This window comes from Paenibacillus sp. FSL M7-1455 (assembly GCF_038004655.1).
Taxonomy (GTDB): Bacteria; Bacillota; Bacilli; order Paenibacillales; family Paenibacillaceae; genus Paenibacillus_AQ; species Paenibacillus_AQ cookii.
Genome location: NZ_JBBORO010000001.1, coordinates 3,266,282 through 3,286,906, shown reverse-complemented (window position 1 = coordinate 3,286,906; position 20,625 = coordinate 3,266,282). Strand labels below are relative to the sequence as shown.

The window sequence follows — 20,625 nt, the reverse complement described above, 5'->3', positions numbered from 1 at the left end:
GATGAATATACGAGACTACATCAAATCAGGATTTGAAGCTTATTATGACCGGCACAGCAAGGTTGGGGAGGACGGGTTTTGCGTATGGATGCGCCCTGGTGTGCCTGCTCCGATGAAAGCGAATGACAGCCAAGAGGAATGGTCCGTGTGGAAGCTGGTGCCGTCGACGGTCACCGCAGAAGATATATCGGCGCTGGAAAAAGAGTTCGGCCTGACGTTTCCGGAATGGTACAAGGCCTTCATCTCCACTTATCATCACTATTTCGACGATATTCCGGAGCAGGATACGAACGAGCCATTGAAAAACATCCGGGACATGTACAACCCGCTGCTCTGCAGGCTTGGTTATCTCCCATTCACATGGGATGCGGAGTACGGATGCATTTGGTGCATCGACGTGGGCAGCGGACCGGACGAAGATCAACAGGCGATTTACGAAATCGACCACGACATTTTGTTCGGGTTGGACGAAGTACATACGGATCGGAAGCAGCTCCAAGAGCATCTTGTGTTGTTGTATCCGAGTTTTAAAGCTTATTTTGACCATCATTTTGTGGAAAAAGGGTAAAAAGAAGAGCCGCCGGGATTGGCTGACGCGCTTTTTAGCGCTGTCTCTTCGCTTCCAGGATCAGCTTGGAATGCTTCAACACTTTGACGCGGTAGGTGCCGCCTTCTCTCATATTGATCTTGCGGTCGGCAATCTCGTATTGCGTGCCCTCGCTTGTTTTCACCATGTCCCCGCCGCGTTTCGGATCCCATTTTTCCTCCACATGGATCACTTTGACGATCGGGCCCTGCACGATATCTGCCGTTACCATTCCGAGCATGATCAGCGGGTAGAAGGACAGCAGGAAGAGGAACGCCATGAAACCGAGATCCGCTTTGGTCGGGCCTGCCTGCCGGCGGCGGATTCGATAAAAGACATATGTAGGAAAAAAACTGAAGAAAAACAGTACGCCGCTGTATCCCCCGATGCCGATCCATAAATGCTTGCGCACGTTGCCTCCGTATTTGAAGCATACGACCAGCATGCCGATCAAGCAGAACGCGATGAGGGCCATCCGTAGGATGTTTCTTTTTTTCTTGTACCAAACCCGCCCGTCAGGGGGGAAGAGATTCAAAACCGACGCCAGCGCGGTCAAAGGCACTCGGGTCGTTTTGCTCATATGACACTTCCTTTCCAAATAGCTCATGACATGATTATAATCAACCGGCTTCATGAATAAAATGGAATTTTAAAAGCAGCAGCGAATTTGCGGACGATTTCATCAAAGCATCCAGATCCTGCTGCGCAAGGAACTTAAAAAGGCCGTTAATAAAAATCCGCCGGCAGTTGAAGCGTGACGCTTTCTTCCCCGACATTCTGCAGTCCGGAATCGCTCAAAAATTGTTCGCGAAGCTCTTTTTTGCTCGCCCCCAAAGCGTAACTGACGCTGATATCCACGATGTTTTCCTGTTTTGGCTTAAAGGACTTGAATTGATCCAGGTTAAAATTAATGCTATGTACTTGAATGGGAGGATTTTTTGTAGGATTGCATTCGGATTTTGTTTTTCCGTAACAGACGTTAACGTCAAAGGTATGATGACGCGGAGCCATATTCACGATTTCCCCGTTGATGTTTCCTTCGAAATCTTCAATGCTGACTTCCCGATCTTCCCTCCGGTTTTCGACGGCGGCGATGACATAGAGCTGATCCGGAACGGGATTGTTTTCCTGATTGACGGCTCCCTTGACCAAAAAAGCGTATTGGTAATAAAGATTCATGTTTTTATCGATTTCCGAAATCTCATGCAAAGGCAGGGTCGATACGGATTTGACCGATTGGATGGACTCCCTTTCATACAAACCGTGCAATAGGGCTTCCGGCCCGACGTCTTGCGGAACGATTTGTTTTTTGGCAACGCTGCACGCCGGTAACAGGGCGATAAGGAAAAACAGGGCTAAACATCGAAGTACAATGCGCGACTTGGTCATGGTAGTTATAACTCCTTTAACATGCTGGTTGGACTGGAAAAATCTTACCTTTATCCGGTTCGAACATTAAGTTAAACGATACGGTGCAAAAATGCAAGCCTCATGGGACTTGCGGCGGCAGCAAGCATCCGATGTTTTTTGGCATTGGAACGTTATGGAAGGTGTGGTAGATTATATCGTAACGATACATCATGGAGGCATTGCATAGGGATAGACGGGGAAAATGGGGTTAGACAGGCCTTATTGGCGCCAAACCATGCACGTTGGTTCCATTCATGCGGGCACTGACGGGGAGGGGCGATATAATGCCCTTTAAGGAGGATCTTATTTTAATGATCACTGAAAGCGTATATTCCCAAATCGACGAAAAACGGCTGACCGGCATTTCGAAGCGTATCCTCCAAACCGAAGAGGGGGCGATGATCCGTTGGACTTGCGAACCAATCGGGCCGAAGGCCCGTAATTTCGTGACCGACGGGGTATACCGCGTCTCCGGTACCAATGAGGTCAAAGGAAAGGTTCGCGAATGGACCGTCATCCTTAAAATCGTGTTGGCCGACCCGAATCGGAGCGACCCTTCGCACTACAATTATTGGCGCCGCGAAGCGATGGTTTACGAGTCAGGTTTGCTGGAACATTTGCCGGAAGGTTTTCAGGCGCCGGCATGTTACGGGATCGATGAACAGGCTGACGGATCCGTATGGCTGTGGCTTGAGGAGATGCCGCATGAGTCCAAGGGATGGGAACTGGAGGACTATGCGTTTGCAGCGAAAAAGCTGGGAGCGTTTCATGCCGTCTATCTCCTCGGAAAGGCGCTGCCTGAATATCCGTGGATCAACCGCGGCTGGATGCGGTCATGGATCCGGGAATGCCAGAAATACCGATCCTTGAATGTTGAACCAATAGCCCGTGATCCGGCGGTATCCCGCCATGGATTAGCTTCCTTGCTGGACAAGTTCGCGGCGCTGGAAACCTCCCTACCCGAGTGGATCGATGCGCTGGAGCGTCTGCCCAGAACGTTTTCGCATCAGGATTATTATGAAGCCAACATTTTGTTCAGTCGCAATCGCTTGCGCGCAGGAAGTCTGGCGTTGATCGATTGGCAGTTTGCCAGCATCTCCGGCGTCGGGGAAGATTTGGGCCGCTTTTTCGGATTATCCGTCAGCAGAGGGCAAATTCAGCCGGAGTCAGGCAGGGACTTGCGCGAACAGTTTCTCTCCTCCTATATTGAAGGGCTGCGAGAGGCAGGCTGGCATGGCGATGAAATGCTTCCCCGTTTCGGTTTTCTGGCGGCTTTCGCGCTGCGTTCCGTATGGGAGGTACCCAAGCTGCTGCAAAAGCTGAAGCAGGATTCAACATCGCCGCAGTGCGGCAAACTCGCGCTGATCGCCGAAATGCAGATGGAGGCGGCTGCCGAAGCGGAAGTGATTTTACGACGCTGAATGCCGCTTGAAGCCGGTTAAGAACCGGTCAGAAGCCATTATTTTTCGCGAAAATCATATTTTTTAACGAAAAGATCGATTTTTGCGTAATCGCATGCCATAAAGATTGGCCCGCCTTAAAAATTTAAGGCGGTTTTTTGTGGAACAGCAATGGCAAGTAGAGGGGCGCCCCCCGGCCGGTTAAAGCGAAATAGTGGCGTTTTCCTTGGCAAACGGCAAAAATCCGCATCCGATTAAAAATTTAAAGGGGCGTTTCGTAAATTTTTTATATCATCTTAACAAAGTGAAATTTCCTTTCCGGGGCAAACCTCCTATGATCGAATTTGACAACGCTTACAAAAGCGAAATTTATGTTTGGGGAGCGATTCGATGGTATGAAGGGCATGTTCAAGGAACTGCGAAGCAACGGATGGTATTACCTCATGGCGTTGCCGGGACTGCTGTATTTCCTGGTGTTCTGTTATTTGCCGCTGCCCGGGATTCTGATTGCGTTCAAGGATTATAACTTCAAGGACGGCATTTTCGGAAGCCCGTGGGCGGGACTGCAAAATTTCGCTTTTTATTTCCATGGCGATTATGCGTGGAGAACGACGTTCAATACGCTGTTTATCAACGCCAACTATATTGTTTTTGGCACGGTGATCGCTGTCGGCTTTGCGATTTTGCTGAACGAGATCCGCAAAAGCTTTTTTCGCCGAACGTACCAAAGCCTGATGTTTCTGCCTTACTTTTTTTCGGCGGTCGTCGTCGGCAACTTCGTGTATCTGATGTTCAGCTCCAAATACGGGCTGGTGAACCAGTTGAGGGATCTGCTGCGCCTGGCGCCGGTCGACTGGTATTCCGCTCCGGGGTATTGGGTAGCCATCCTCGTCGGGGTCTACGTTTGGAAAAATACCGGGTATGCCGTCATTTTGTATCTGGCCACGATCGTTGGCATCGACGACGAATTGTACGAGGCGGCCGCGCTCGACGGCGCAAACCGCTGGCAAAGCATCCGCCACATTACGCTGCCGCTGCTTGTGCCGACCATCACGATCGTCACGCTGCTGGCAGTCGGGAAAATTTTCTACGGAGACTTTCAAACGATTTATTCGATCGTGGGCGATAACGGGCTGCTGTATGAAACGACGGATGTCATCGATACGTACGTCTTCCGCGCGGTCAAAAACGTCGGCGACATCAGCATGCCTGCGGCGGTAGGCCTCTACCAATCGGTCTGCGGATTCCTGTTCGTGCTCGGCTGCAACTGGGCCGTCAAAAAAATCAACAACGATAACGCGCTGTTCTAACTGGGGGAAGGATCTTATGCACATCCAAAAACGAAGGTACTCGTTTTCTCAGGTCTTATTTCATCTGATCGCCGTCGCCTTTTGCGCTTTTACGACCATTCCGTTTATTCTGACGATCATGGTCTCGGTCTCGGGCGAATCCTCGGTAATTAAGCACGGATATTCGCTGTTTCCGGACACGTTTTCGTGGGATGCCTATCGCCTTATTTTCTCCGGAGACGAAATTTGGAGGGGGTACATGGTTTCCGTTACGGTGACGGCGATCGGGACGGGTGCCGGGCTGCTGCTTAGCGCCATGCTTGCCCACACGATGGCCAGGCAGAAAGTGAGATACCGCAACGGCATCGCCTTGTTTATTTTCATTACGATGATTTTTAACGCGGGGCTTGTCCCATGGTACATCTTCGTCACCAAATATTTGCATCTGAAGGATACGCTGGCCGCCTTAATCCTGCCGATGCTCATCAATCCATTCCATGTGTTCTTGATTCGCAATTATTTCAAGTCGCTGCCGCCTGCGCTGCTGGAATCGGCCGAAATGGAGGGAGCGGGACCGCTCTATGTGTTTGCCAAAATCATGCTGCCGCTTTCCGCGCCGATCATCGCGACGGTAGCCTTGTTCTACTCGCTCGCGTATTGGAACGATTGGGGGCTGGCGCTCTGGCTGATCGATGACCGGAAGTTGTACCCGCTTCAGTTCATCCTGTTCAAAATCCAATCCATGATCAATTACATGAGCACGCAGGGGAACCTGGTGTCGGGCAGCCAAACGCTTCCGTCAGAGACGGCGCAGATGGCCATGGTGCTGGTCACGATCGGCCCGATCATCCTCGTCTATCCGTTTATTCAGCGGTATTTCGTGAAAGGCATCATGATCGGCGCGGTCAAAGGATAGGTTGCAGCCGTCCGAAGACGGTTCAACATAGACAGCTTTTTCAACTTAATCGGGGAGGTTCTAAACGGTGACAAAAAAGAAAGCATTTGCAACCATGCTCATCCTGGCAATGATGCTGAGCGGCCTGCTTGCGGCTTGTTCCGGTTCCGGCGGTTCAGCGACCGGAAAGGAGGAGAACCCGGGCGACAAGAAGACCGAGCAGGGAACGGGCGGAGAAGGCAAAACGCCAGTCGGCGGAACGGTCAAAATTGTGCTTCCCGGCGATGCGCCGAAAGATCTGGCGAACGTGCAGAAAGCGCTTGAAGACAAACTGAACGCCGATGGGCTGCCGCTGAAGCTCGAATTTACGTATTTCCCGTGGGATCAGTATTCCAACAAGCTGAACCTGATCGCCGCTTCGGGCGAAAAATACGATTTGGCCTGGACGCATGTCAGCTGGCTGTCGCAAATCGTTTCCAAGCATGTCGTGTCCCCGCTTGACGAATGGCTCGAAACGAACGGCAAGGACCTGAAGGCGAACATTCCTTCCGCCAACTGGCTCAGCGCTTCGATCGACAACAAGATTTACGGCATTCCCACGCTCGTGCCGACGGCGGAAAACAACAACTTCTTTGCGGTCCGGGGGGATCTGCGCAAAAAATACAACCTGCCCGAAATTCGCACGCTTGCCGACTTCGAACATTACCTGGACACGATCAAGAAAAACGAACCGGGTATGATGCCGATCGCCAACGACGGTACCCGCGCGCTGCTGCGGGAGTTCGGCGACGTCTACTTGCCCGTCGGCGACATGGGAGCAGGGCCGGGATATGTGGATCCCGCCGATCCGGAGCTGAAGGTGCGCAATTTTTACGAATCTGAAATTTTTAAAAACATCGTAAACACGAAACGGAAATGGTATTTGAACGGATGGATGCCGAAGGACGCGCAGGAAATCAAAGACCCCGAAGCCGCGCTCAACAACGGGAAACTTGCGGCAATCTGGTCCAACGTGCTAAAAACGACGGAACGGATCGACGCATTCAAGAAAACGCTTCCTCAAGGGGAGCTGGAAGACGTGTTCCTGCACCCCGACAAGCCCAAGTACATTTTCGATGCGGCTTCCAACCTTTTGTCGGTATTTTCCACGAGCGAAAATCCGGAGGGGGCCATCGCTTTCGTCAGTTGGTTCCGCAGCCAACAGGAGAATTACGACCTCTTCTCTTACGGCGTGAAGGACGTCAACTTCAAGCTGGACGGCAGCGCCATTTCCCTCGAAGGCATCGGGGAGCAGCAAACCTATAATCAGGTGTATTGGGCTTGGGACGATATTCGCCTCAAACATTTCAGCAAGCACGTCAGCCCTGAACTCATCCAGTCGCTGCAGAAATGGGACGAAGGGGCGAAAGAGGCCCCGACCCTCGGCTTCCGGTTTAATGCCGATCCGGTCAAAGCCGAAATGGCCCAAATCAACGCCGTCGAGAAGGAATATGTCGATGCGGCTTATGCGGGATTCTCGGATTACGACCAATTTTACCCGAAATTCGAAAACAAGCTCAAATCGGCGGGGATCGATAAAGTCATCGCGGAGATGCAGCGCCAGCTGGATGCATTTATCGCTTCTAAGCGCAAATCACCGCGAGGCTGAGGTACGCGCAGCGTAACATTTTGAATGTTGGAGGGATATCCGATCATGCTCAAGTTGAAATCATGGGCCATCGCGGCTTTGTCCGCTTCGCTTGTGCTTGGACCGTTTACCGCGCCGCTTTTTTCCCCCAGGGCCTATGCCGCCGTTTCAGGGACCGAAACGCCGGGTCCGGTAGAGGCGCCGCCGCAAGAAGGATGGCCTGAAGGCGAAGTACCGCCGGCGGCACAAGAACCGCCCGGCGAGCAGCCGCCCGGCGCGGAGCCGGAGCAGCCAGGGGAAAACCCTTCCCCTGCCGATGTCCAAGCGCAGCCCGGCACGGATGGGCAGGCCCCGCCGGAGGTTCGGCCGGGAGAGGAAGCGATGGCCCCCGGCAGCGGCGACGCGGCCGTACCCGGGGCAAACCTGGCGCTGAACAAGCCGGTAACGGCGAGCAGCGCGCTTCCGCAGCATCCGGGAGCGTATTTGACGGACGGCAGGCTGGACCTTATGTGGTCTACCAGCGATACCGGATGGCAAAGCAGCCCGCTGGCCGACGAATGGGCGATGGTGGATCTGGGCGCCGTTCAACCGATCATGCGCTGGACGGTCTATCACGGCGCGGCGGGAACATGGGCGACGAAGGATTTCCAATTGGAATACAGCACGGGGGATGCAAGCGGCCCCTGGCAAACGGCGGATTCGGTGGTCGGCAACATGGATGCCGTGACCGACCGGACGTTGCCGGATGCGATCTCGGCCCGGTATGTGCGTCTTCACGTCACGAAAAAAACGGCTGAAGGCGTCGACTGGCCGGCCGTACGGGTCAGCGAGCTGGAATTATTCTCGAAGGCCGCGGTCATTCCCGTATTGACGGCCGCTCCGCCGTCCGGAACCGTGCTGCCGGGCACCCAAGTGAAGCTGTCCAGCTCTCCAGGCACGGCGGCCATCTATTACACGACGGACGGAACGGATCCGGTGACATCCGAGACCCGGCATCCATATACCGAACCGATTTCGGTCGGATCCGACCTGAACATAAAAGCGGTTGCCGTCGACGAAAAGGGAGGGGGCGTCAGCGAGGTCGGAAGCTTTGAATACCGGGTTCCCAAGGAGGATTTGTCCCAATATCCGAACCTCGCGCTGACGGCCACGGCGGAAATGTCGTCCCCGGCAGGCTGGGGCAATGTCGCCGGACGCGCCATTGACGGCAACCCCGGGACGTATGCCCAACCGGAACAAAACGTGCTGTGGGATTTGACCGTCGATCTGGGCAGCAGCCAGCCGGTCAATTATGCGGTCCTTCGCAAAAATCCGGATCACGTCAACTACGTGACGAAATTTACGATCGACGTATCGGAAGATGGGGAGCGCTGGACGACGGTGGCCGAAGAAACCGGCAATGACGACTCCAAGGATCAGATATACGGTTTCGCCCCGGCGAAGGCGCGTTACGTCAGGCTTCATCAGTTGGACAAAACCGGCATCGCCGCGGCCATATGGGAGTTCGAGCTGTACAATACGGCCGTCGCGCTGCCTGTGGAAACCAGCGTCAAGCCGGGACCGGTGATTGACGGCACGGCCGTCGAGCTGTTCGGCGGGCAGCCTGGAGCCGCGATTTATTATACGACGGACGGCACCGATCCAAAGACATCGGAGACCAAGACCGTGTATAAGGAACCGATCATCCTGCACGGCGGGAGCATCGGCGCCGCAACCAAACTGCAAGCTTACGCCGCCATGGAGGGAAAAGAGGACAGCGAGGTCAAAACGTTCGAATATCAGGTCATACCGTTGTCGGCTACCCCGCCGCCGGGGGACGTGGCTGCAGGGACGGCCGTTGCATTGTCCAGCTCCATTCCGGGCGCTTCCATTTTCTATACGCTGGATGGAACGGATCCGCTGACATCGGTCTCCAAACGCCTGTATACGGAGCCGCTGATCGTGGAAGAGGACGTCACGATCCGCGCCTACGTATCGGACGGGGCGAATGCAAGCCCTTCGGCTTCCATTCCGTACAGCATCATGCGGGATGAAACCAACGTCGCGCTGAACAAAGAGGCGTCGGCATCGTCGTCGCAGCCGGCAGCCAAACCGGGTAATGCCGTCGACGGCGATCAAGATACCGCGTGGATCGCCGGCAGCTCGGAAGCCGACGGCTGGCTTCAGGTCGATCTCGGCGGCGATTACGACCTGACAGGCACGCAAATCGCCTGGAATGAAGCAAAAAATTACAAATACAAAATCGAAGTGTCCGCCGACGCCCTTCACTGGTATTCGGTTGCGGACAGGACCGATCTTACCGGCCGGGACCAGGTCCGAAAAGATCGCTTCCTGGAAACGGCGCGGCGTTATGTCCGGGTGACCGTCACGGGGCTGGAGCCCGGCACCAAGCCGGGCATCCGCGAGTTGGCGGTTTGGGGAACGCCAAGCGAACCGATGCCTCTCGTTCCGGTAGGTCCGGCAACGAATGGTTGGCCGCGGCCGGTGATCGTTCCGCTTCCTGCTTCGGTCAGCGGCGTACCCGAGCCGGTCGTCAGTCTGGACGGCACGTGGAAATTCAAGCTGAATCCCGGACAGGGCTTCTGGCGAAACGGCACCGATACGTCCGGGTGGAAAGAGGTCCGGGTCCCGGCCAACATCGAGGTGCTCGGCTTCGATATCCGCGGCCAGCAGGGCTGCGATTGGTTCCCGGACCGCAATATTGAACACGCGTACCAGAAAACGGTAAACATTCCGTCTTCCTATGATGGAAGCAGGGTGATGCTCCGCTTCGAAGCGGCGTTCAACTTCGCCCGCGTCTGGGTCAACGGCCATTTGGTCCGCCAGCACCGCGGAGGTTTTACGACGTTTGACGCCGACGTTACGGAATACGTTGCCCCGGGCGAAGACGCCACGATCACCGTCGGGATTACGGCAGAAACCGGGTTTGTCGAATACCAGCATGTCCGGGGACTGATCGGCCAGGTGAAGCTGTTTGCGCTGCCCGTCGATCACATCACCCGCCTGCACGCCGAAACCGAGTTCGACGCCGCGTATTCGGACGCGACGTTGAAGGTATCGGCCGGCATGGCGTTAGAGGAGGCGATGCAGGGGGAAATCGAGCTGCAGCTTACCGATCCGGACGGAAACGACGTACCGATCGAGCCGGCTGCAATTTCGTTGACGGGCAGTCAGCCGGAAGCGTCGATCCAAATCCCGGTCGCAAAACCCGTGAAATGGGATGCCGAGCATCCGCGGCTGTACACGCTGAAAGCTACGGCGAAAGCAGACGGCAAATCCGTGCAAACCGTGATCCGCAAAATAGGCTTCCGGTCGATCCGAATGGAGGGCAACCAGATGCTGGTGAACGGGAAAGTCGTGAAGCTGCGCGGCGTCGATTGGCATCAGTCGTCCCCGCTTATCGGTGTCGCCGCCGATCCGGAACATGACCGCGAGTCGCTGATCAAGCTCAAGGAAGCCAACGTCAACTACATTCGCGCTTCCCATTGGCCGCAGTACGAATACGTGCTGGATTTGGCCGATGAACTCGGCTTTTACGTCGAACAGGAGAACTCGGTGATGTTCGTCAGCGACGGCAGGGCCAGCGATCCGAAATATTTAAACAACTATATGGGCCAATTCTCCGAAACGATCGAGAAGGACCGCAGCCATCCAAGCATCGTCATCTGGTCCATCGGCAATGAAAGCGCGTGGGGAAGCAACGTGGCGGCAACCCATGATTACGTCAAGGCGGTTGATCCGTCCCGCCCCGTAAAATTCAGTTGGGGATTCAACGCTCCTGCCGGGTATACCGACTTGTTCAGCATTCATTACACCCCATACGGCCATACTTTCGGTACGCATGACAAGCCGGAGCTGTACGACGAATATGCCCACGGTTACGTCTATTACGGCGACTGGATCGACGACGATCCGGCCTACAGGGATTTTTACGGCACCGCTCTTCACCGGCTGTGGGATGATCTGTACGGGACGCCGGGCGTTCTGGGCGGAGCCATCTGGCACTCCCGCGACCTGCGCTTTTACGGTCCGGACGGGATCTGGCAGGGCTTCCTGGTCAACTGGGGCATCCTTGACGAATGGAACCGGGAAAAGCCGGAATATTGGAACGTCAAAAAAGCTTATTCGCCCGTAAGAATCGGGGCCGATTCGCTTCCGAACCCGGGAGCGGGCCAACCGCTGACGATACCGATCGAAAACCGTTACAATCATACAAATTTGAGCGAGGTTACCATCGAGTGGAGCGTCGGCAAAGAAAAAGGAAAGCTCCAAGGCTCTTCCGTGGAGCCCATGAGCAAAGGGCAGCTTACGCTTCCTGCAAGAAAGTGGAAAAACGGAGATGCCGTCCGCCTGAAAATTTACCGGGACGACCATACCGCTGCCGATTCGCTCGTGGACGAATACCTGCTAGTCGTCGGCCAGCGAACGATCGTGCCGTGGAAGCCGCAAGGGAAAGCCCCGGATATCCGGGAAACCGGCAGCCAAATCGTCGTTTCCGGCAATGATTTCCGCCTAACGTTCAGCAAAACGACGGGCATGATCCAAACCGGCGAATACAAAGGGAAAACGATGATCACCGGCGGGCCGTACCTCGATATGGGCTATACGTCGAAGCTTGGGGCATGGACGCTCTCCGGCATCAGCCAAAGCCGCTCGGGCAAGGAAGCCGTCATCCGCATATCGGGCCAATACGGCAAGACGGGCGTCCATTTCGAGGTTCGCGTGGACGGCAAGGGGCTCATCTCCACCACGTATACCGTCACCGACCCGCCGGAAACTTACGACGCCGTCGGCGTATCCTTTGATGCAGCCGCGGATGCCGACCGGATCACCTGGGATCGGAACGGGGAATGGAACGAATATCCGGCAAACCATATTGGCAGACTCACCGGCACCGCTTATAAGAAGCGTTCCGAAGGTGAAGAGAAGTACGGCGTCAAGCCGGATTGGCCGTGGATGGAGGATGAGAAGGAGGGCCTCGGGACGGCGGATTTCCGCGCCTCCAAGACGAACGTGAATTACGCTTCCCTCCTGTTCGGCAAATCCCGAAACCGGATTTCGGTGCAGGGGGACGGCTCGGGGGCGGTCAAAGCTTCGCTGAACGCTGACGGATCGGTCCGCCTGCACATCCGGAACGAATGGTCCCATCCCGCAGGCTTCCCGGGTTGGGTCGAGGCCAATCCGGTACTAAAGCCGATCGCGGTCGATTCCGGCTATACCGGCACCGTCCGAATGAAGCTCGCCGCCCATGACGATTTCGATTTCACATTCGCGGACGCGCCGCAGTATTTAAGCGATATGCAGTGGTCGGACGCGACCAGCGGCTGGAGCCGGGTGAAAAAAGATTGGAGCGTCGGCGGGAACGTGCTGACCTTGTATGACGGAAAAGGAAGCCGTTCGTACAAGAAGGGCTTGGGCACCCATGCATCCTCGGAAATCCGCTATTCCATCGGGGGCAAAGGCTATAAGCGGTTTACCGCCGCGGCGGGAATCGATTTGGAAAGCCCTGGTGGTTCGGCGGTGTTCCAGGTGTGGGCGGACGGCGTCAAATTGTTCGACAGCGGCACGATGAACCGAAACACGCCTGCCCGCCAAGTCGATGTCGACATTTCCGGCAAAAACGAGCTCAAACTCGTGGTTCTGGACGGCGGAGACGGAAACGCCGAAGACCATGCCGATTGGGCCGATGCCAAAGTTGAGCCGGCTCGTTAAAATACACATTCCAGCAGGCCTTCCCTCAGGGGAAGGCCTGCATCATCGATCAAGCCCGATTCGGCTGCCTTTGAACAGGGAGGATTCAGCCGATCGACGGCCAATATATTTAGGATTCCAGAGTGACAGGATGTGAAATGCCGGTGAACCCGATGAAATGGAGATGGCATGTGCCGACCCGAAGCTTTTTGTTCAGATTGATCGCGGCCAACACGATCGTTTTTGGCCTGAGCCTGCTCATGCTTTCGGCCGTGAACTATACGTTTACCAATATGATCAGCGAAAAGCAGATCTCGGAAACGACCCGGAAGCTGCTCCATCAAACCGATGCCAGCATCGAGATGCTGTATGAAAGGGCGTTCCGGGCCGGGGAACAGCTCCTGAACGACAAGGACGTCATCCAAAGCCTGTACGCGCCAAACCTTGATCCGGTCGACTCGCTTGCGCTGGACCGAAAGCTCCATGAAATCGTCAATGCGAATGATTTTATCGATTCCGTTTATTTGCGCAACGGCGCGACGGGGCAATTCATCCATTCGATTCCGCGGGACGTCGAGATCGCCGACATCGATCCGGAAGCGCGCAAGCTGGTTCAGGTCCGCAACGGACTGGGCAAAATGATTTTCCTCCCCCACAGGCAGCAGTACGTCTATTCGGGCAAGCGATACGACAACCCGATTCTTTCCCTTATCTTTATTCCGTCCGACGCGAGGTCGGAGTATGCGATCTTTATTAATCTGAAATTGTCCGCGCTCCAGGATTTATTTGATAAAATGGGCAATTCCCCGGAATCCAGCTTCATGGTCACGAACAAAAACGGGATTCTGATCACCCGCAGCGACAAGCCCGATGCCTTTATGGATGCGGCCTCCGGCGCCGAATTCATGGGCAAGGTAATGAATTCGGGCACCGATTCCGGCAGCTTCGTCGCTTCGATGAACGGTTCAAAATCCCTGATCACCTATACCTACAACGACAAGCTTGAGTGGTATTTGGTCAATGCGACAAGCTATGCTTATTTGGCCCAAGGGAGCTTTATTCTCCAGCGAAACATCATCATCGTATCCTTGCTGATGCTTTTGGCATGCTTTGCGGCAACGATCCTGATGAACCGTAAAATTTACGGCCCGATCGGGAACGTCGTTCAAATGGTGCGAGGAAGCCATCCGGCGAATGCATCCGGGGAGGCCCGCAACGGATCGGCCGATGAAGCAGCGTATTTGAGCGACGTATTCAAAAGTTTGATCGGCAAGGTGACGTCCCTTGAAGATTCGGCGGTCAAAAGCAGGGAGAAGCTGAAAGAAAGCTACCTTAAAGATCTTCTTTTTAGCGGTATTTCTGCCGGCGATCTGCATGAAGAGCAGCATGCCGCGCAGCATGGCATATTATTGCGCACAGGACCGATGCGAGCCTTGACGGTGGTCGTAGAGGACTCGCTTCAAAGGGAAGGCAGCGTGACGGACACAGGGATCCGATTGGTCAAAGATACCGTATTCGAGCTGGCCCGCCGCATTTTTCCCGAACGGGACGAGATGGAAAAGGTCGACGTTGGGCGGCAGTCGCTGGCCATTTTGATGCGGGAGCCTGAAGATCACCCTTCGATCCATCGGCTGAACAGGCTGGTGCAGCAAGCCGAACGGGTGACGGGTTTCCAGATGAAAATCGGCGTGGGCGGCCGTGCGGAGTCGATCGGGGAACTGGGACGGTCTTTTGAGGAGGCGAGGGCAGCGTTGGAGTACAGTTTCGTGGATTATCGCCGAACGGTCTATGATTTTGAGGGGGTTCGCGCCGCAACCGGCACTCCGTTCCGCTATCCCGCCAAATTGGAAAGGTCTTTGTTTGATGCCGTCAAAGTCAACGACCGAAGAGAGGCAAGAAGGATTCTCGGCGAATGGTTCGAAGCATTGCGGGGCAGCGCGCCGGCAGATATCCGTGCCGCGTTGCGGCAATCGGTGACGACGATTGAACATGAATTTGGGACGATGACGGATTTTACGCCGCTGCTGATGGATCGTGGAGAAGATTCGCTTTACGGGATCGTGCAGCGCTTTGCGGAGCTGGAACGGGTCGAGGCATTTTACGGGGAGCTGGTAGATTTTATCATCGGCAAGTTGCAAACGAACCGGCACCAAAATCGCGGCGAACTCGTAAAAACCGCTTGCGGATTTATCCGAAACCATTACCGGAGCAGCGGTCTTTCGGCCGAACTTGTCGCTTCCGAACTCGACATTTCCGTGCCTTATTTCAGCAAGCTGTTCAATGAAGCCATGGGCGTGTCCTTTACGCAATACGTGACCGATTTGCGGCTGTACGATGCCGAACAACTGCTGCTGACGACAACATTAAACGTAAAAGAAATCGGGGAGCGGATCGGCTTTCAAAACAGCTCCTATTTTATTACGGTATTCAAAAAGAAAAACGGCACTTCGCCCAACCAGTTCAGAAAGTTAAACAAGGCCGGCCGTGCGGCGGAGCCATGATCACACTTGTTCACTTTATGGGCGCTGCGGTTCGCGCCATGGCGCTGGAACGGCTGTATCAAATGGAACGTTCCTTGGTCCGGCAGGACCGATTTACTTCCCGGCGCGAATTGAATATAGTATTGGACGAGAACATCATTTTTGGGGGAGGCAAATTTTGAATGCGCATTCAATTGGACCGGTTTCCGAACGGCCTGCATAAGGCCTTGACGCTCAGCTTCGACGACGGCAGGGACCATGACCGCAGATTCGTCCGCATGCTGAACGGCTACGGTATCAAAGCGACGTTTCATTTAAACAGCGGTTTTTTGGGCAAAGAAGGATACATCGGCAAGGAAGAGGCAGGGACGTTGTACCGCGGGCATGAGGTATCGGCGCATACGGTCAGCCATCCGTTTTTGGAGCAGTCCCCGCCGGAGCAGGTCGTATCGCAAGTTGTGGAGGACCGGAAGGCGCTAGAAGCTCTCGTTCACGTGCCGATCAAAGGAATGAGTTATCCGTTCGGGACCTACAACGATCAGGTGGTAAGCCTTCTTCGCGCCGTCGGCATCGAATATGCCCGGACGGTCAACAGCCACGGCTCGTTCCATATGCCGAAGATTGGCTCCGCTGGCATCCGACCTGCCACCACAAACAAATGGTGGAATTCGCGGAGCAGTTCGTCCGTTTGGAACAGCGGTTTTCGCGCATGGCGCTTTTGTACGTATGGGGGCACAGCTATGAATTCGAAAACGACGGGAATTGGGATCTGATCGAACGGTTCGGCGAAACCGTCGGCGGACGGGAGGACATCTGGTACGCGACCAACGCCGAAATTTATGCCTATGCGGACGCGTTAAAACGGCTTCGTTTCTCTGCGGACAGCCGCATCGTCCATAACCCGTCGGCCTTGTCTGTCTGGATCAGCGCGGAAGGCGACCCGGTCGAGATCCCCGCGGGGCAAACGGTACGATTATAATCCGTGCGGGAAAAGAACAAGCCGGGTGTTTACGCACGGGGGCTTTAATCGGCAGAGTTTCGGCGCTGCTCACGAGAATAGATTTTTCGGTATACGGCCGGCGTCAAGCTTTCGAACTTTTTGAACGTTTTGATAAAATAACCGGGATCCGCGAAGCCGAGTTCATCGCCGATGTGGTTCACGGATAAATCGGTCGTCTCGAGCAGCTGCTTGGCCCATTCGATTTTCAGGCGGGGGACGAACACCGAAAAGTTTTCTCCCGTTTCCCGGGTGAAGACGCGGCTAAAATAACTCGGACTGACGTGGCACAGCGCGGCCATATCCTGCAGGCGCACGTTTTCGTTTTTATGCCGGTACATGTAATCAAAAGCGGGCTGCAGCAGCGGGTTCGCCGCGCGATATGCGCGTTCCGTGCCCTGCTTGATTTTCGCTTCGATCAGCGTGCTGGACAGCTCGTGCTGCATGGCCTGGATCTGCTCGTAGGCTTGCGGCGCGGCACTGACCGGATCGGGAGCGGCCGGCTCCGCGGTCAATACCTTTTTGTACATGTCGACCGTCGCATGTTTTTGGATCGCTTCCCCGACGATGTAGTTGCACAAATGAAACAGCATGTCCGCAATGGCCGACACCTCCTCGGAGGACAACTCGGGGAGCGCGCGGTATTCGGGTTCCAGCTCCTTGAACTTCCGGTCCGTTTCAGCGTTCGGCGGACGGGTTACGATTTGTTCGAGGGGCAAGTCCGCATCGCGAAGCTTGATTTGCCCCGCCATGATGGCGCCGATATATTGGCCTTCGACGATGATGGGCACGGCGATGTCGACGATGCCGAAATGGCAGCGGTAAACGTACGGCTTATTGGTGCGTACCGCCTCGAGGCCGCCGCGGGCATCGCATTTTTGGCAGTAGGAGGACAGGTTGCCGTCCTTGCGAACTCCCTGGCAAAAGGCTTGTGCCATTTTTCGATATCGATGATTCGTTTCAAGTCGTAGCGCGGGTTCATGTGCATCGTCTCCAAATATTATTCATTCCCTAAGGGCAGTGCAGGGTGCGGCTGCAGCGAATCTGTATTTTGAGCGCAACGTTGCTTGTTCTATTATACTAAAAACCCGGTTTGAATGAACAAGATAGTACAATTTTACAGGCAAAAGGACAAAAAAACACCATCGGAAAGCGCTTTAAAAGGCGGTTTGAGTGCCATGATTTCCGCTGGTCCCCGCGCGTATAATGGACATGAGATTACGGCGGAGGGGAAAAGAGATCATGAGAAAAGCGTTTATCAGTCCAAGCAAATATGTCCAAGGCGAAAACGAACTGCTGAATTTGGGATATTTTATTCGAACTTACGGCGAGTCCGCGCTGCTGATTGCCCATCCGGAGGACGTCAAACGGGTGAAGGACAAGCTTGATTTTACATCAAAAAAATTCAATGTTACGCTGGTTGAAAGCGAATTCCGCGGGGAGTGCTCCCGCGAAGAAGTGCAGCGCCTGCAGGATCTGGCGCGGGAAAAGCAATGTTCGTGCACGATCGGGCTCGGCGGGGGCAAAGCGATCGACACGGCCAAATGCGTCGCGGAAGGCGACGCGCTGATCATCGTGCCGACGATCGCCGCCACGGACGCGCCGACCAGCCATTCGGCGGTTATATATACCGGGGAGGGGGCATTTGAGGATTATGCTTATTTCAAGCAAAGTCCAAGCGTGGTGATGATCGATACGACCGTCATTGCCAATGCGCCGACCCGATTCCTCGTATCCGGGATGGGCGATGCCCTGTCGACGTATTTCGAAGCCCGAGCCACATCCCGCTCCTTTTCGAAAGTGAATGCGGGTTTGCCCTGCGGCGTCCATGAAGGTGCGGCGCCCGCGGCGGGAGGAACCAAGGCGGCCCTGGCGCTGGCCAAGCTGTGCTACGAAACGCTGCTGGAAGACGGAGTGCGGGCCAAAATCGCCTGCGATGCCAACCAAGTGACGCCGGCGCTGGAGAACATCATCGAGACCAACATCCTGCTGTCCGGCCTGGGCTTCGAAAGCGGCGGTTTGGCCGCCGCGCACGCGATCCACAACGGCCTGACGGTTCTGCCGGGCACTCATCATTATTTTCACGGGGAAAAAGTGGCGTTCAGCACCATCGCCCAACTCGTGCTCGAAAACGCGCCCAAGGCGGAAATCGACGAAGTGTTGGAATTTTGCTTCTCGGTCGGCCTGCCGGTATGCTTGGCGGACATCGGCGTAGATGCCGTTACAGCGGACGAGCTGCGTCTGGTGGCTGAAACGGCCTGCATTCCGGAGGAATCCATCCATGCGATGCCGTTCCCGATCACGGAGGAAGCCGTGATTTCGGCGATCGTAGTCGCGGACCGAATCGGCCGGGACTTTAAACTAAGCAAAAAGGATGCGATACGATGAAAAAAATCATGAACAAACCGGAGACGCTTGTCAGGGAAATGCTTAGCGGCCTCGTCATGGCGCATCCGGAACTCGAATTCGACAGCAAATATAAAATCGTCAAGAAAAAGGACATCAATCCGCAAAAGGTCACCCTGATCAGCGGCGGCGGCAGCGGCCACGAGCCGGCTCACGCCGGGTTTGTGGGCAAAGGGATGCTTGACGTCGCGGTCTGCGGCGACGTGTTCGCTTCGCCGTCGCAAATCCAGGTCTACCAAGCCATCCGCTCGTCGGCGAGCGAAAAAGGGGCGCTGCTCATCATCAAAAACTACAGCGGCGACATCATGAACTTTAAAAACGCGGCGCATCTTGCCGGCGAAGACGGCATTCAGGTCGATTACGTCAAAGTCGACGACGACATCGCGGTGGAGGACAGCCTTTACACCGTCGGGCGCAGAGGCGTCGCAGGCACGGTGCTCGTGCATAAAATCGCAGGGGCCGCCGCCGAAGCGGGCATGTCCTTGGAAGAGGTCAAAGCTTGCGCCCAACATGCGATCGACAACGTAAAAAGCATCGGTTTTGCGCTGACGTCCTGTACCGTGCCGGCCAAAGGCACGCCCACCTTCGAAATCGGCGAAGGGGAAATGGAATACGGCGTGGGCATCCACGGCGAACCGGGCATCCGGCGCGAACCGATGATCCCGGCGGACGTCCTGGCTGCCCGGATGGTGGCGCAGCTGCTGGAAAGCCTGCAGATGAACGGGAAGGCCGCCGAAGAGGTTGCCGTATTGGTCAACGGCTTCGGGGGCACGCCGCTGCAGGAGCTTTATCTGCTGAATCATGCCGTCATGCGGGAGCTGGACGCACGCGGAATCGCCGTATACAAAGTGTTTGTCGGCAACTACATGACAAGCATCGACATGGCCGGCGCATCCGTCTCGATCATGAAGCTGGACGACCGGCTGAAGCGGCTGCTTGCCGCCGAATGCGAGACGCCGGCGCTGGCCGTGCGGGGCCCGTTCGAACCGGTGCGCTATCGCAACGGCGCCGTTGAAGAGAGCGGCAAAAAGCCGCCTTCCTTCGGCCTGACGACCGGCGAAGAGCATGCGGTCATTCGCGACGGGAAGCTTTCGCTTGATAACCTGATTTATGTGGTCGATAAAATGAGCGCCATCATCATCGAAAACGAAGTGCCCTTCTGCGAACTGGACTCCCATGCGGGGGACGGGGACTTCGGCATGAGCGTGGCGAAAGGATTCAGGCAGCTCAAAGCGGAATGGGACGAAGTGACCGCCCAAGCAAAAGACATCGGCTCGTTCCTGGACGCGTGCTCGCTGGTGATCATGGAGCACTGCGGCGGAGCCTCCGGACCGATCTGGGGTTCGGCGTTCCGGGCGGCGGGCAAATATGCGGGCGAGCGGAAAGAGCTGTCCGTGCCGGAAATCGCCGAAATGATGGCCGCCGTGGTCAAAGGCGTTCAGGATACCGGCGAACGATCTTTCGGCAGGGGAGCCGTCGTCGGCGACAAAACGCTGGTCGACGCGCTGGCGCCTTACGCGGATGCGTGGGCAGCGGCGGCTGAAGACGGCGCTGACCTGATTGCCGCCGGCATCCAGGCAGCGGAGGCGGCGGTCGAAGGCGCCAAAAAGACCGAAGCAATTGCCGCCCGGATGGGACGCGCGGGAACGGTCGGCGACCGGAGCATCGGGTACCCCGATGCCGGAGCGTATGCGCTGGGCGTCATTTTTACCGGAATTGCCCGGTCGCTTAGATCGTAACGGAGGATGATTGCATAAGATGCCGGATGCCGCATGTTCAACGCGAACATGCGGCATCTTTTTTTTCATGGATTCTTCATGGATTCAATGCTGCAAGGGGTTTGT

General features: G+C 55.6%; 14 protein-coding genes and 1 pseudogene. 11 read left to right on the top strand and 4 right to left on the bottom strand.

The features are described 5' to 3' along the window. Position 1: 1 nt before the first annotated feature. Complete coding sequence (locus NYE48_RS15160; RefSeq protein WP_340999256.1) at positions 2 to 568, top strand: SMI1/KNR4 family protein; 567 nt, start codon at positions 2 to 4, stop codon at positions 566 to 568. Between the two features lie 34 nt (positions 569 to 602). Here the strand turns inward: NYE48_RS15160 and NYE48_RS15155 are convergent, their stop codons facing one another. Next, on the bottom strand, positions 603 to 1,166 hold the full coding sequence (locus NYE48_RS15155; RefSeq protein WP_340999255.1) for a hypothetical protein: 564 nt from the start codon (positions 1,164 to 1,166) through the stop codon (positions 603 to 605). A gap of 146 nt (positions 1,167 to 1,312) precedes the next feature. Next, positions 1,313 to 1,975 (bottom strand): hypothetical protein, encoded by a 663-nt coding sequence (locus tag NYE48_RS15150; protein ID WP_340999254.1) that lies wholly within the window; start codon positions 1,973 to 1,975, stop codon positions 1,313 to 1,315. Between the two features lie 332 nt (positions 1,976 to 2,307). On the opposite strand from NYE48_RS15150, the gene NYE48_RS15145 reads away from it, so the two are divergent. From NYE48_RS15145 to NYE48_RS15125, 5 genes are all read left to right on the top strand, one after another. Next, positions 2,308 to 3,417 carry a phosphotransferase gene (locus NYE48_RS15145; RefSeq protein WP_340999253.1) on the top strand — a complete coding sequence of 370 codons (1,110 nt, stop codon included), beginning with the start codon at positions 2,308 to 2,310 and terminating at the stop codon, positions 3,415 to 3,417. Between the two features lie 374 nt (positions 3,418 to 3,791). Next, a complete protein-coding gene (locus NYE48_RS15140) occupies positions 3,792 to 4,706 on the top strand; it encodes an ABC transporter permease (protein ID WP_156124698.1) in 915 nt (304 codons plus the stop codon). Positions 4,707 to 4,722: 16 nt separating this feature from the next. Further along, on the top strand, positions 4,723 to 5,601 hold the full coding sequence (locus tag NYE48_RS15135; RefSeq protein WP_340999252.1) for a carbohydrate ABC transporter permease: 879 nt from the start codon (positions 4,723 to 4,725) through the stop codon (positions 5,599 to 5,601). A 67-nt stretch (positions 5,602 to 5,668) separates the two neighbouring features. Further along, positions 5,669 to 7,228, top strand: a complete 1,560-nt coding sequence (locus NYE48_RS15130; RefSeq protein WP_052147295.1) for an ABC transporter substrate-binding protein — start codon at positions 5,669 to 5,671, stop codon at positions 7,226 to 7,228. Positions 7,229 to 7,273: 45 nt separating this feature from the next. Beyond that, on the top strand, positions 7,274 to 12,919 hold the full coding sequence (locus NYE48_RS15125; protein ID WP_340999251.1) for a discoidin domain-containing protein: 5,646 nt from the start codon (positions 7,274 to 7,276) through the stop codon (positions 12,917 to 12,919). On the opposite strand, the gene NYE48_RS28250 is transcribed toward NYE48_RS15125, so the two are convergent. Then, entirely contained in the window at positions 12,916 to 13,554 is a 639-nt protein-coding gene (locus NYE48_RS28250) for a hypothetical protein (RefSeq protein WP_445323997.1), read from the bottom strand. The genes NYE48_RS15125 and NYE48_RS28250 overlap by 4 nt on opposite strands. Before the next feature lie 222 nt (positions 13,555 to 13,776). On the opposite strand from NYE48_RS28250, the gene NYE48_RS15120 reads away from it, so the two are divergent. The 3 genes and pseudogenes from NYE48_RS15120 (at position 13,777) to NYE48_RS15110 (ending at position 16,357) form a co-directional block, all read left to right on the top strand. After that, positions 13,777 to 15,399, top strand: a complete 1,623-nt coding sequence (locus NYE48_RS15120; protein ID WP_445323996.1) for a helix-turn-helix domain-containing protein — start codon at positions 13,777 to 13,779, stop codon at positions 15,397 to 15,399. Then, positions 15,396 to 15,560, top strand: a complete 165-nt coding sequence (locus tag NYE48_RS15115; RefSeq protein ID WP_340999250.1) for a hypothetical protein — start codon at positions 15,396 to 15,398, stop codon at positions 15,558 to 15,560. The genes NYE48_RS15120 and NYE48_RS15115 overlap by 4 nt, the downstream gene beginning before the upstream one ends. Further along, positions 15,561 to 16,357 (top strand): annotated as a pseudogene (locus NYE48_RS15110) (polysaccharide deacetylase family protein). It begins immediately after the preceding gene. A gap of 44 nt (positions 16,358 to 16,401) precedes the next feature. Here the strand turns inward: NYE48_RS15110 and NYE48_RS15105 are convergent. Beyond that, positions 16,402 to 17,313, bottom strand: a complete 912-nt coding sequence (locus NYE48_RS15105; RefSeq protein WP_340999249.1) for a PocR ligand-binding domain-containing protein — start codon at positions 17,311 to 17,313, stop codon at positions 16,402 to 16,404. Between the two features lie 304 nt (positions 17,314 to 17,617). Between NYE48_RS15105 and NYE48_RS15100 the strand changes: the two genes are divergently transcribed. Then, positions 17,618 to 18,763 (top strand): glycerol dehydrogenase, encoded by a 1,146-nt coding sequence (locus NYE48_RS15100; RefSeq protein ID WP_340999248.1) that lies wholly within the window; start codon positions 17,618 to 17,620, stop codon positions 18,761 to 18,763. Continuing rightward, positions 18,760 to 20,520 carry a dihydroxyacetone kinase subunit DhaK gene (dhaK, locus tag NYE48_RS15095; protein ID WP_340999247.1) on the top strand — a complete coding sequence of 587 codons (1,761 nt, stop codon included), beginning with the start codon at positions 18,760 to 18,762 and terminating at the stop codon, positions 20,518 to 20,520. Before NYE48_RS15100 ends, dhaK begins: the two co-directional genes overlap by 4 nt. Positions 20,521 to 20,625: the final 105 nt, after the last annotated feature.

Excerpts from the sequence above, each read along its gene's own strand:
- NYE48_RS15160 (WP_340999256.1), top strand. The coding sequence starts at position 2 with ATGAATATACGAGACTACATCAAATCAGGATTTGAAGCTTATTATGAC.
- NYE48_RS15155 (WP_340999255.1), bottom strand. The coding sequence starts at position 1,166 with ATGAGCAAAACGACCCGAGTGCCTTTGACCGCGCTGGCGTCGGTTTTG.
- NYE48_RS15150 (WP_340999254.1), bottom strand. The coding sequence starts at position 1,975 with ATGACCAAGTCGCGCATTGTACTTCGATGTTTAGCCCTGTTTTTCCTT.
- NYE48_RS15145 (WP_340999253.1), top strand. The coding sequence starts at position 2,308 with ATGATCACTGAAAGCGTATATTCCCAAATCGACGAAAAACGGCTGACC.
- NYE48_RS15140 (WP_156124698.1), top strand. The coding sequence starts at position 3,792 with ATGAAGGGCATGTTCAAGGAACTGCGAAGCAACGGATGGTATTACCTC.
- NYE48_RS15135 (WP_340999252.1), top strand. The coding sequence starts at position 4,723 with ATGCACATCCAAAAACGAAGGTACTCGTTTTCTCAGGTCTTATTTCAT.
- NYE48_RS15125 (WP_340999251.1), top strand. The coding sequence starts at position 7,274 with ATGCTCAAGTTGAAATCATGGGCCATCGCGGCTTTGTCCGCTTCGCTT.
- NYE48_RS15120 (WP_445323996.1), top strand. The coding sequence starts at position 13,777 with ATGGATGCGGCCTCCGGCGCCGAATTCATGGGCAAGGTAATGAATTCG.
- NYE48_RS15115 (WP_340999250.1), top strand. The coding sequence starts at position 15,396 with ATGATCACACTTGTTCACTTTATGGGCGCTGCGGTTCGCGCCATGGCG.
- NYE48_RS15105 (WP_340999249.1), bottom strand. The coding sequence starts at position 17,313 with ATGGCACAAGCCTTTTGCCAGGGAGTTCGCAAGGACGGCAACCTGTCC.
- NYE48_RS15100 (WP_340999248.1), top strand. The coding sequence starts at position 17,618 with ATGAGAAAAGCGTTTATCAGTCCAAGCAAATATGTCCAAGGCGAAAAC.
- dhaK (WP_340999247.1), top strand. The coding sequence starts at position 18,760 with ATGAAAAAAATCATGAACAAACCGGAGACGCTTGTCAGGGAAATGCTT.